The organism is Methanobrevibacter sp. (genome assembly GCF_036307625.1).
Classification (GTDB): domain Archaea; phylum Methanobacteriota; class Methanobacteria; order Methanobacteriales; family Methanobacteriaceae; genus Methanocatella.
This window is the reverse complement of sequence record NZ_JAXJXF010000027.1, coordinates 1-12,697: the sequence shown is the minus strand read 5'-3', so window position 1 is coordinate 12,697 and position 12,697 is coordinate 1. Positions and strand designations below refer to the sequence as shown.

Sequence of the window (12,697 nt, the reverse complement as noted above, 5' to 3'; positions counted from 1 at the left end):
TTCTTTTATTGGATATTTATACATTGTTTTAATCGATTTTAGTTAATTTATTAGTTTTTAACTGGTTTTTTACATTTTTAAGTTGTAAAAACATTTATATAGGTATAAAATATATATCTTTATCTACTCATTATGAAATACTATATTTTAGTATAATCATATTTTACTATAAAATTTTCGTAATGAGAACCAAGAGGTGGAAAAATTTCGATTAAAAATAAAACATTAATGCTATCAATAGTACTGACATTTTTTGTCTTATTAAGTGCGGTCAGTGCAGTTGATACAACAAATGTTTCAATTAAAGAATATTCAAATTTAGATGATAATGATGATACATTATCCGTACAAAATAAATTAGAAATTTCTAACGAGGATTCTATCTCAGAAACTAATATAGTTAATTCTCATGATGATAATTTAGGAAATTCTCATTATGATGCTATTTTGTCAAATAGTATAAATTCCGATTATGAGAATAATAACGGGACATTAAAGGCTTCCTTTGAAAATATTGGTGCTGAAAATAATTCATATTTATCTTCAACTGTAGATAATGTTGTTTCTGTAAGTTCAGATAAATCCGATGTTTTGGGTGCAAAAAGTAAAATAGCTACAAAATTATCTGTTAGTGATACTACTTATAATAAAGCTAATACTATATTTAAGGTTACTTTGAAGGATAACTCCAGTAATACTTTAAAAAATCAAAAAGTTTCATTGAAAGTTAATGGAAAAACATTTTCCGCTACTACTAACAAGAAAGGTGTTGCATCAATTAAAACCAATGCTTTATCAATTGGTACTTACACTATTTCTTTAAGTTATGCAGGTAATTCAAATTATTCTGCTTCTTCTCTTTCAAAAAAAGTCAAAGTATTATCCTCTGTAAAAGGAAGTGACCTAACAAAATATTATGGATATCATTCTATCTATCAAGCAACATTTTTTAAAAATGGTGAAGCTTTAGCAAATACTAATGTTTCATTTAAACTTGATGGAAAGACAATTAAAAAAACTACTAATAAAAATGGTGTTGCTAAAGTAAAGGTTTATTTAACTGTAGGTACTCATGTTATCACATCCACTAATCCATATTCCAAGGAAAAGTTATCTAATAAAATTGTGGTAAAAAAGGATTCATCAATACTTGCACACGTACCTTATGAAACATATATTGCTCCTAAAACAAAATATGTTTTCACTGTTGAATTGAAGTCTAAACATAATGTCAACCTTAAAGAGGGAAGAATATACTTTACTTATAATAATAAAACTGTTAGTGCAGTGACTGATAAAGATGGTAAAGCTAGTATAACTATTTCAGGTCTTTCTAAAGGAACATATGATATGAGATATCAGTTCAGAGGAACTTCCATGTTTTATGCATCTTCAGGATTTTGTAAATTAATAGTTAAAAATCCATCATGTAAATTTGAAGCTTCAGATATGAAGGTTTCTTATGGTAGTAAATCAAAATTCAAAGTTACCTTAAAACATGTCAATAATCTGGTTAAAGGTAAAGAAGTAACCTTTGTCATGTCCGGTAACAATTATTTGGCCAAAACTGATAATAAAGGTGTGGCAAGATTAGATTTAAATACATTTAAACCGGGAACCTATACTGTTAAATATTCCTTTTTAACAGAAGGCTCCAAATATTATGCTGAAGGTTCAAATAAAATTATTATTTCAAAACTAAAAGCCAATTTATCTGCAAAAAGTTTAAAGATGGAATATAAAGATGGATCTTCATACAAAGCTACTGTTAAAGATAAATCCGGCAATCCTCTTAAGAATGTTAGTGTTAATTTCATTATAAAGGGTAAAGACCATATTCGTCATACCAATTCAAAGGGTGTTGCTAAAATAGGTATTGGCCTTAAAGTAGGCTATTATGATGTTAAATCTGTAGTTAAAGATGACTATTATAAATCAAATGCTGTTTCCAAGCATATACTAGTTAATGGAACTAAATTTATTGCTAAACCGATATATGTTTCTGTTGGAAAAAGCGTTACCTATTCAGTTAAAGCTGTTGACGGTAAAGATCTTCCAATCAAAAAAGCTAAAGTTACTTTCACTGTAGATGGTAAAAATTATGCTGCAAAAACTAATGATGACGGTGTTGCTAAAGTTAAATTAGGTGTTTTATCCAAGGGAGATCATAAAATTAAATTTTCACTTAAATCTACTTCAGGCACATCAACAATTCATGTTGTAAATAAAGTTACATTAAAACAAATTATTGCAGCATCTAGAACAGTCAGGGATTACATAGGGGATAATGAAAAATTACCTTCTAAAGTAAAAATAGGTAGTTTGACATATTCTACTGCAGATTTCTTATATCTTGTTTGTAAAGCTATAATCAATTTGAAATCTGGAAGTAATGCTGATATTGCTGTTTATAAAGTAGCTTCTCCTAAAAAACCTGGTGCTGCAGCATATATGGGTAATTTATATGATTATCTTTCTGTAGCTAAAAGTTTGGTTAAAACTTCAGAATCTAAAGGCATCATGCCAAATTATGTAGATTCAAAATTAGGATCTATTGGATATAAAGGTGCAGTTTATGCATTAGCACGTGTAGTTGCCTTTTATGGCGATAATGATGTAATGCCTAGATACACTGTTGTTAAATCTTTAAGCGAAGCTTCTACTGGTGTTTTAAACTCAAAAAATACTATATCTAATTTAGCACCATACTTGGCTGCCACTGCTAATTGTCAAGTTAATAATGCTAAAATAAAACAGTTAGTTACTAAATTGACTAAAGGTTTAACTTCTGATAATGCAAAAGCTAAAGCTATCTTTAATTATATTAGAGATACCGTATCATATAGTTTCTATTATGATACTAGATATGGTGCTGTAGGTACATTAAATGCAAGAACTGGAAACTGCGTTGACCATGCACACTTGGTTGTAGCAATGTCTAGAGCTGCAGGTCTTCCAGCTAGATATGTGCACGGTACCTGTGTATTCTCCAGTGGTTCTACTTATGGTCACGTTTGGGCACAAGTATTGGTAGGTAATACCTGGACTGTGGCTGATGCTTCAAGTACTAGAAACTCGTTTGGAAATGTAGTTAATTGGAATCCGAATTCTTACAGTCTTCACGGATATTATATAAGTCTTCCATTCTAATTTTCTATTTTTATCTTTTTTTATTTTTTTTTTTAATTCTTTTTTTTTAAATAGCTAATAATTTATAATAGTTTCAATAAAAGTTTAATAAGCAAGCTATTGAGACAATATTATGAGTTCTAAAAAATATTCAAAAGTGGCTGTTGGTGGTACTTTTGATAAATTCCATGATGGTCATAAAAAATTATTATCTACTGCTTTTGAAATTGGGGACAAAGTTGAAATTGGGGTTACTTCTGATGCTTTCGGAGGTTTAAAAGGAGATATTGATTCTTGTAAAATCAGAATGGGTAATCTTAAAAATTTCTTTTCAGAAGAGCATGATTTTTGTGTTGTTCCTTTGGATGATCCTTATGGCACTACAATTTATGATGCTGACTTTGAGGCTATTGTTGTCAGTGCTGAAACTGAACCTACAGCAGTTAAGATTAATGAGATTAGAATTTCTAAGGGTATGAAACCCCTTGATATTGTTGTTGTTAGTTTTGTGTTGGCTTATGATGGAACTCCAATATCCTCCACTCGAATTAGGCGTGGGGAGATTAATAATAATGGAAATTTAATTCATTAGCCAAAAAATAATCGATATGTTTATATATTCATTTCGAGATATATTAATTCAACATATGAATTATTTTTTAAAATAGTTATATGTAATTATTTGAGGTGGTTATATGGCAGTAAAAATAGACTCTGATGCATGTGGACATATTCAAGATTGTCCTGTGCAAGGATTGTGTATTAAACTTTGTGAACAAGGTGCGATTATTGAAGAAGACGGGGACGTAAAAATAGTTCCTGAAAATTGTGATGATTGTGACCTTTGTATACAAAATTGCCCAAATCAAGCTATATCTAAAGCATGAGGTTATTTTATGTTTACTATAGAGCGTGAAGGGGAAGAATATCGTAAATTGGCTTACGATGATGTAAATTGTGTTGGTTGTGGAATTTGTGTTGAAACATGTCCAACCTCTTCTTTAAAATTGGGTCCTTTAGTTCCTATAGCAAGAGGATTAATTGAAATGGATTTGATTTCAGTTAGTGACTCTTGTGTATTTTGTGGATTATGTTCAATTGCTTGTCCTTTCGATTCATTATCATTAACAATTGATGGTGAAGATATTAAAGATATTGAGTCATATCCGTCATGGGATGTTCAATCCAATATAGATGATGAAGATTGTATTTATTGTGGAAGATGTAAATCTATCTGTCCGAGAGATTCTATTTTATTTGAAAGGAAACTCCCTGATGTTTCTTCATTGGTTCGCGGTGAAATTAGTTTTGATGAAGATAAATGTATTTATTGTTCATTCTGTGCAGATTTATGTCCTGCTGAAGCTATTGAACTTAAAAATATTGCATCATCAAGCGTTGATAAATTAAATAATTCAATTACAGTGGATACTTCCAAATGTGTATATTGTGGAGTATGTAAAAGAATTTGTCCGGAAGATGCAATTAGAGAAATTTGTTCAACATGTATGTTGCGTGAAGAAATTGAAGTTCCTGAAATTTCTGGTGAGGCATTCATTATTGAAGATTCATGTGTTAATTGCTCTTGGTGTTCAGAAATTTGTCCGGTTGATGCAATTACAGTTACAAAACCATTTGAAGGTAAGCTTGAATTGGTTGAAACTGAAGAAAAAATATGTAAAGGCGACTCATGTCATGCTTGTTTAGATGTTTGTCCATGTAATGCAGTTGAAATTGTTGATGGGAAATCTGTTACTAATTTGGACTTTTGCAACTTGTGTGGTGCCTGTGTAACAGCATGTCCTCAGAATATTAGAATTTTAACTAGGACTGCTATGAATTTAATTAATATTAATTCTAATTCTTGGGCTGAAATTTTAAATTCATTAGTTAATGGAAAATAGGGATTCTCCCTATTTTCATATTTTATTTATTAAAAAATCTCTTTCTTTTTTTAACAAGTCCGTTATCGTTGTTTGTGTTTTTTCTGTTATATTTGACATATAACTGGCTACTAAAAGTATTACAACAATTAATCCTCCTGTAATAAGGATTAATTCTGCACTTCCTTGTCCTTTGTTGTCTAATTTCTGATTATACATGTGTCCTATTGTCTAATATTGTATTTCTCACGTCCATAATGTCATCTTTTGCTTTTAAACTGGTGTCACTTGTTTCCATATATGACCTGTATATTGTTAAAGCAAGTAATGCAATTACTAACACTCCTCCGAATAATAATATGTATTCTGCAGCGCCTTGTCCTGAATTTTCTTTAATTATTGCGTTGATTTTTTTCATGTTTTCACCAGTTATTATTATGTGATTTTTAATTATATTAATATTACTATTTTTATAAAAAGTAATACTTTTTTATTTTTTCCATTGTTTTTTTCCTATTTTTTCCATTAGGTTTATTAATGGTGGTGCAGATAAAATATACATAGTTAAATATAGAGTGATTAAAATTGATAAGGGTGAAAACGTGGGAAATACATTAAAATTAGTTTCAGGTTTTATTTTATTTGTAGTAGGTATTCTCATAGCATATGAGACTAGTGTGTATAATTTACTAGATATTTTATTAATAGTGGGTCTTATTATATCAATTGTTGGAATTATTATGATCATTAGCTATTTTGTTGATTCTAATGCTGATAGGACCACTAATGCAATCAAAGAATTTATTACTTCTAATGAATTTAATTCTTCAAGATTAAATGGGGCTGAAAAGAAATCCGATAATCCTAATCAACCTTTGCATGTTCGAAGGGATTTTAATGAATATCAAGATAATGATTATGAGGAATTAGTGCTTGATGATTATCAGGATTTTGATTCTGATGAAGATTCATTGGAAAATAATCCAAAAGCTGTGTTGAATGTTGTTAGAAATGACGGTGTGGAAGAAAATGTTGGTTTCGAAAGGCAACTTCAATTCACTCCTAGATATGATAAACCAATAAAGGTTACTAGAGCTCCAAAAAGGCGTGAAGAAGATTATTTCACTACTAATGTTCCAGATTTCATTGTTGAAACAGATAAATCTGAAGAAATTAAAAAAGCCTTATCTAATGAACCTCCTGCTGAAGAAATTGTTGTAGAACATCCAGAACCTGTTACTCAAGAATCCAATGAACCTAGGGATATTAAAATTGATATTAATAATCCTGAAAGTCTTCCAGTTCCAAAAGGACTTCAAAGTTATGTAATTCATGATGAAGGTTTGATAACTTCTCAGGATGCTTTTGACCAATTGGCAGTTAATGTCCATAAAGAAATCATGTTGGAAATCCCTTCATTAAATGATTTGTCTGATAGATTTTTGTCTCATGTTCCAACTATCTATTCCAGAGTGATAATTGATGAATTTGATGTTTCAGACATGTCCTACATGTTTTTAATTTCATCTCTTTTAAAACAGGGAGTTCATATTAAAACTGTTCCTAAGGTTCATACAGTTAATTTAATTACAGATGATTCATATGCAATGATTATTTCAGATGGTCCTGATGGTTTTGAATATGGTGCTATTTATGATGATAGAACTTCTATTTCAGACATCCGTTCCGACTTTGAAAAAACTTGGAATATTGCATCTAGTTTAGATGAATCTGTTATTATGAGCAGTGTTGGAGGAAATGTATAATGGAGATAAGATGGTTAGGTCATTCAGCCTTTGAAATAATCAGCGATGATGATGTTAAAATATTGATTGATCCGTTTATCAGTAATAACCCTGCCTGTCAGGTGCCTGTGGAAGATTTAAATCCAGATATTATATTGCTTACTCATGGTCATTCCGACCATTTTGGTGATGCATTGGAAATTTCTAATAATACTAATGCCCCTATAGCTTGTATCCACGAAATTTCACTCTTTTTAGCGAAACAGGGTATTAGAAATATTGGTGTAAATATTGGAGGTTCTTTCATTTTCAGAAACATAAAATTCACTATGCTTGAAGCTAAACATTCTTCAGATATTGATATTATGGAAGAAACAGTTCCTGGAGGGACTGCTGCAAGCTTTTTGATTACTTTTGAGGATGGCACTAAAATTTTCCATGCTGGTGATACTGGTTTATTTGGTGATATGAAAACTATTATTGGTGATATTTACAAGCCGGATATAGCATTGCTTCCTATTGGTGATAAGTTTACCATGGGTCCTTTTGAAGCTGCCTTGGCTTCAATGTGGTTGAATCCAAAAGCGGTTATACCAATGCATTATAATACTTTTCCACCAATAGAACAAGATCCTGCAATTTTTGCAAATTTTGTTAGTCAATTTAATCCTAACATTGATGTTGTGGTCATGAATCCTGATGAATATTATGAATATAATCCTGAAGATTATCAGGATTAATTCTTTTCATATTTTTTTCTTTGATGATATTCTTCATCAATATCACATTTTCCAGATGGCAGCACTCTAATTATGTCATCCAGATTGATTAAATCATCTTCATTTATTTTATGCAATATTTTTTTGGCTATTGCTTCTTTTTTTGTAAATCCTGGTTTTAATACAACGAAATTTTCACTGTGTTTTTCGAGAGCTTCAATTGGTCCGGCCATTATCCGTTTACCTTCGTAGTCAACAATTCCTATAGCCAATTTCACTCTTGCTCCTCGAATGTAATTACGATGTCCCCGTATAACAAATGAACCTTTAGGCAAAAATTCCCCTGCTTCGGGTGTTTTTGAAACTTGGTCTGGGTGAACCCAAAATACGTCTTGGGATGTGAAGCCTTTTGACCAAGCAGATGAAAATGATGCTGCAAACTCACCAGATTCTTTAAGGAGATTGTCATTTAATTTATTCCCATTTAATTTTATTGCAGTTGATGTCGCACCATGTATATCTGCATGCAAATAAATGTCATTAGGTTCAAGATATTTTTTAACAACGCTTTCATTACTGTTGGCATCTCTGCCTCCAACAACCAAAACTCCGTCTGAGCTTAGGAACCATCTTAATTTTTCATACCATTTAAGATTCTTTTTAACTCTCTTTTTCGGAACTGCGATATTTTCCATTGCAACATCCTTTTTCGCTTTGATTTTTTCAAGTTGTTTTTTCGTGTTTTCAATAGCTATTAAAGCACCTTTTGTTTTTCTTTTTGCTTTTTTAGCTTTTTCATAATAGTTTTCAGCATTTTCAGGTATTGTTAATTTTGGATCGATGTTTATTTTAGTATTGTCTATGTCTAATGTCAAAACGCCTAATTTGTCGATTGATTCATAGATTTGTGCTTCAGCCATTCCCTCTTTTTTAGCTTTTTTAAGTGTTTTGCCGATTTCTTTAAAAGAGTAATCCTTGCTTCTAGCTGTGTTCACTACATTTATTATGTTTTCGATGGTGGTGTAATTAGAATAGATTACTTCTCCTTTTTTTGTACTTTCGGTAATTGTCTTGTCAAAATTATCAAGTGTTTCTTGCTGTAACTTCAATCTTTTTTCAAATTTGCCTACCTTTTTGTTCCAGGCGTTTTCTTTTATTTCCTTTATGTCGGTATTTACTTTTTTGGAATAAAATTCATCACATGCTTCATTGAAACTTTTATAGTATGTTTTTTCAAAATCCTCATAATTTATTAAATCAAGTGGCACCACATCTTCTTTTGAATTATTTTTAACAATTTGTGGCTTAGCTGAATCATTTTTTAAACTATCAAATAGATTTTTAAGGCTGTTGTATAATGCTATGCTCTGTTCTTCAGTAATATCTTTATTTGGAGTATTTTTATCGATTGCAATTATTTCATTTGCCCTTTTGATGATTTCTTCGGCATATAAACTTCCAAGTCCATTTCTTGCAAGTGTTCTTACAAGATCGCTGTCCGAATTATTTTCGAATATTTCTTTAAATTCACTTTGTGTAACTGTGGTGGGGTTTATTCCTCTTTCTTCAGGGAATATGTACTCTTTTTTAGAACTGATATCTCTATTGCTCCAATGTTTTCTTTTAAGTGGTAAAATGATATTATTTTCATCATCTAAAAGAATTATGTTTCCTTTATCAAAAAGTTCTACAATTATTGTGTAATATTTGTCTTTTTTGACATTGATTTCAACCACACGATCAAAATTATGCTGTTTGACGCTTTCAACATGTGCTCCTTTTATTCTTTTTCTTAAAAGCATAGGGAATGTTGGTGGTGTTGTTGGATTTTCAAGGGGATATTGGCTAGTGTGAATTCGGGAACCGCACTGCATTACCAAGTCAATTCTACCAGTTCCTGGAACGTGAAATCTCATTACAACGATATCCTTTGTTGGTTGGAATGATTTATCTACTCTAGCACCACTTAATAAATTATTTAATTCGTCACTTATTGTATAAATGTCTACATTGGACATAGGTTTCATGCTAAACACCTTTTTTTTATCAATACTTTAATATATTATAATCACTAAAATTATATTAATATATCTAATTAAGGAGGATATCAATGGACACAACTATTAAGGTTACAAGTATTCATATCATTGCGGCTCTTGTTGCAGCTGTGATTTCAGCTGCTTTGACATTAGGTTGGCTAGGATTTAAAAATGATATCTTTGCAGGGTTTATTGCATTGATTATATTATATTTCGTCGGTCAATTTTGTCAAAAGATGGCTGGGGATGAAATTTCCGGATTTTCTCAATGGTTATGGGATGGAATCTCTCCGTTCTTCTTTACCTGGGTAATTGCATATACTTTATTGACTGTTTACCTTTAAATTTTAAAAAAAATATTATTTTTTTAAATTCAGAAACTTCCGAAGAAAATCCAAATAAACGCAATTATTAATGAAGTAATTAATAAAACTGGAGCTATTATCTTACTGACTGCAACTACTGAACTAATTGTGGATATTAGTTCTGTCGAATTCTTTGGTCCGAATGTATTAAGATTCTCTATTTTTTCAGTTCCAGTTCCAACTTCAACTTTTTCTAAATCTTTCAATGCTTTTGTTATGCTTTTTTTAACATATTCAATGATTTCAGGCCTTTTTGAAATTCCAATTGGATTATATCCTCGTGAGAGTGTGTTGACTGTATGGGTATCAGTGGTCATTACTTCTATTTCATCTATTTCTAAATCTTTAACTGCATCTATTATTTCTTGTCTGAATCCTACTTCCATATTGTTTGAATCAAAAAGGACATATGCAGTTCTTTGATTGTCAACTTCTATAATCATTGTTTTCAAACCACTTTCTCCGATTCCTTCCTGTTTATTTAAGGTGTCCATTGTTGTTTGCCAACATCCAATTTTGATATCGCTTTTATTTTGGTTGTTGTCAATTTTATCAATAACCTCAATCAGATGGAACACTTCAGCATTTCCAGGCAATACTTCACCACTTTCCTTGGCAAATGAATTGTGGCAATCTACAATGATGGAATCTTTAACATTGCATCTGCTTCTACTTTGCGCCATCATTGTAAGGCCAACACCAAATTCAATATCGTCACTGCCTTCAGGTGCAAATGTGGACAATATCACCATACCTTTGTTAAAAAATTGAACTCCTATATTTGCTTTTTCCGCATTGTATCTTATAAATTTGCTTGCATTGGGACTGTATTCAACATTTTCTAATCCTTTTTTCACAGCAGATTCGATTTTATCAATTTCAGAAACAGCCACTGGATTGAAGTCGTGAGTTGAAGGACCGTGTGCAACCATTGTGAAATGATTGAATTTATTGGCAAGTATTGTAGGCATATTTGATCCTCCAAGGTCTCCTAAAGGTCCTGGATGTACGGACGGTGAAATGAACAGTGCTTTAATTCCTTTTTCAGTTTTAAAACTGACAAAGGTAACTACTGTATCAATTGCTTCACTCATGTTTTCAAATAATCCTTCAAGAGAATTTGATCCTTCATTCATGTGTGCAATGAATAGGCTTAGCAAATCCAAAACTCCAATTCCCAGGTTTTTCTTAAATGGAGATGCAATGACTGTAATAAATGCATAAATTGCTAAAACAAATATTATTCCTGCAATTAATGCTTTAATTGTAATTTGCAAAATAATAGGTCCTAAAAAACTTGTGTCTGTTACTAAAAATGTAATTAAAATATACATTGAAATGATGAGTATTGGCTGAATTAATGCAGTGGTTACGGCTTTTGTAAATCTTATCTTTGAAGTCGCCCAAAATACCAGTGTATTGAATCCATAGATTATGACACAACCAAACAGTAATGAGTTTAGAAATATGTCAATATTAAAAATTCTTGAAATTACGCTTCCAACAATAAGTATTAAGGATAATATTGTCATGGAGAGTGCAGACAAAAACATGGAATGTTTTATTTTTAGATTTATTCCGTCCCATATGCTTACAACCTGTTGATTCAGTGCTCCGCTCATGATTGATGGAATCCCCAAAATCATAAGGGTATATAATCCTCCATAAATGATTTCTTCAATAAAACTATAATTTACTGAATCTACGAGAAAATATATTATCCCTGTCAGGATACTTATTATCAACATCACTAAAATTGAATATTTTGTTTTTGGCAGGGTTGTTATAAATTTAGATAATCCTGCGACACTGCTCATACTTGACATAAAAAATTATCCTACTAGTTTTAATTAATGCTCATATAAAAATTTAGTCATAACAAATATATTAAATTTGTCAAATTATATGCTATAATTTTACTAATAATAGTAAAACATATAATTGCTATGATGTTTAGTCTAACAATTACGTGAGTAATTCATTTTCAGTTTTTTTTTTAATTTTTAATCAAAAAGATTTTTTTTTGCATCTTGGAATTGTACATAAAAAAATCTATAATTGTCAATTATATTTAACAGTTTATTGATATTTTTGGTTAAAAATTCAAATCATGAGAAAAATTAATGTTAAGAGTATTATTATTTTAAAAAAAGTTTTTATATTTGGTCAAATAAACATATAATCATCTTAAATAATATATTTAAATAATATATTTAAATAATTATTTTATATATTATTTTAGATTATTATAATTATTATGGAGGATAATTTAAATGAAGAAATATAGGTTTATACTTTCAGTTATACTTATTTCTTTACTTGCTGTTGGTGCAGTAAGTGCGTCGGATAGTGATAATTTCACTAGTGATCTTGTTTCTTCAGTCAAAGATTCCAATATTGATAATCAGATTGCTGTCGAGCAAATAAATGATTTAGAAGAAAAATCATTGGCAACTGAAATAGGAGGTGTTGATGAAGGAAACACATCTGATGCTGTAAATAATCAATCAGCTGAAAATGGTGTGACTAGTATTGATACAACTGTAAATACTGTTGAAGTTAAAAAATCTGATGAAATTCAATCTATTCCTGCTAAATCTAATGTTGGTAATGTCCTTGGTGTAGGACAAGAGGTTATTGTTTTAAACAGTAACGAAAATGATGTTTTGAATTTAAATGTCTCTGAAATTTTTAGTAATTTCAATTTTACTGATATGTTCAATTTTAATGCTTCTAGTTTCTTTTCTGGTTTGAATTTTACTGATATGTTCAATTTTAATGCTTCTAGTTTCTTTTCTGGTTTGAATTTTACTGATA

12 protein-coding genes are annotated in these 12,697 nt (G+C 30.4%); 8 read left to right on the top strand and 4 right to left on the bottom strand.

The annotated features are described in order from the left end of the window. Window positions 1–228: 228 nt before the first annotated feature. From UIB65_RS01470 to fwdF, 4 genes are all read left to right on the top strand, one after another. Window positions 229–3,150 carry an Ig-like domain repeat protein gene (locus UIB65_RS01470; RefSeq protein ID WP_330039374.1) on the top strand — a complete coding sequence of 974 codons (2,922 nt, stop codon included), beginning with the start codon at window positions 229–231 and terminating at the stop codon, window positions 3,148–3,150. 112 nt (window positions 3,151–3,262) lie between these two features. Beyond that, on the top strand, window positions 3,263–3,721 hold the full coding sequence (locus tag UIB65_RS01465) for a phosphopantetheine adenylyltransferase (RefSeq protein WP_330039373.1): 459 nt from the start codon (window positions 3,263–3,265) through the stop codon (window positions 3,719–3,721). 103 nt (window positions 3,722–3,824) lie between these two features. Next, on the top strand, window positions 3,825–4,016 hold the full coding sequence (locus tag UIB65_RS01460; RefSeq protein WP_330039372.1) for a 4Fe-4S binding protein: 192 nt from the start codon (window positions 3,825–3,827) through the stop codon (window positions 4,014–4,016). Between the two features lie 9 nt (window positions 4,017–4,025). Further along, entirely contained in the window at window positions 4,026–5,033 is a 1,008-nt protein-coding gene (gene fwdF, locus UIB65_RS01455; protein WP_330039371.1) for a tungsten-dependent formylmethanofuran dehydrogenase subunit FwdF, read from the top strand. A gap of 15 nt (window positions 5,034–5,048) precedes the next feature. Here the strand turns inward: fwdF and UIB65_RS01450 are convergent, their stop codons facing one another. Next, entirely contained in the window at window positions 5,049–5,231 is a 183-nt protein-coding gene (locus UIB65_RS01450; protein ID WP_330039370.1) for a class III signal peptide-containing protein, read from the bottom strand. Next, a complete protein-coding gene (locus UIB65_RS01445; protein ID WP_330039369.1) occupies window positions 5,224–5,430 on the bottom strand; it encodes a class III signal peptide-containing protein in 207 nt (68 codons plus the stop codon). Before UIB65_RS01445 ends, UIB65_RS01450 begins: the two co-directional genes overlap by 8 nt. A gap of 184 nt (window positions 5,431–5,614) precedes the next feature. Here UIB65_RS01445 and UIB65_RS01440 point away from each other — a divergent pair, with 184 nt between their 5' ends. After that, on the top strand, window positions 5,615–6,778 hold the full coding sequence (locus UIB65_RS01440) for a hypothetical protein (protein ID WP_330039368.1): 1,164 nt from the start codon (window positions 5,615–5,617) through the stop codon (window positions 6,776–6,778). Continuing rightward, on the top strand, window positions 6,778–7,497 hold the full coding sequence (locus tag UIB65_RS01435) for a metal-dependent hydrolase (protein ID WP_330039367.1): 720 nt from the start codon (window positions 6,778–6,780) through the stop codon (window positions 7,495–7,497). The genes UIB65_RS01440 and UIB65_RS01435 overlap by 1 nt, the downstream gene beginning before the upstream one ends. Here UIB65_RS01435 and rqcH read toward each other — a convergent pair. Then, window positions 7,494–9,503, bottom strand: a complete 2,010-nt coding sequence (gene rqcH, locus UIB65_RS01430; RefSeq protein ID WP_330039366.1) for a ribosome rescue protein RqcH — start codon at window positions 9,501–9,503, stop codon at window positions 7,494–7,496. The genes UIB65_RS01435 and rqcH overlap by 4 nt on opposite strands. A gap of 83 nt (window positions 9,504–9,586) precedes the next feature. Here rqcH and UIB65_RS01425 point away from each other — a divergent pair, with 83 nt between their 5' ends. Next, window positions 9,587–9,859, top strand: a complete 273-nt coding sequence (locus UIB65_RS01425; RefSeq protein ID WP_330039365.1) for a hypothetical protein — start codon at window positions 9,587–9,589, stop codon at window positions 9,857–9,859. A 29-nt stretch (window positions 9,860–9,888) separates the two neighbouring features. Here the strand turns inward: UIB65_RS01425 and UIB65_RS01420 are convergent, their stop codons facing one another. Further along, window positions 9,889–11,706, bottom strand: a complete 1,818-nt coding sequence (locus UIB65_RS01420; RefSeq protein WP_330039364.1) for a DUF2070 family protein — start codon at window positions 11,704–11,706, stop codon at window positions 9,889–9,891. 447 nt (window positions 11,707–12,153) lie between these two features. Between UIB65_RS01420 and UIB65_RS01415 the strand changes: the two genes are divergently transcribed. Next, window positions 12,154–12,697 (top strand): hypothetical protein (locus tag UIB65_RS01415; protein WP_330039363.1); only part of this gene is annotated, 544 nt, incomplete at its 3' end.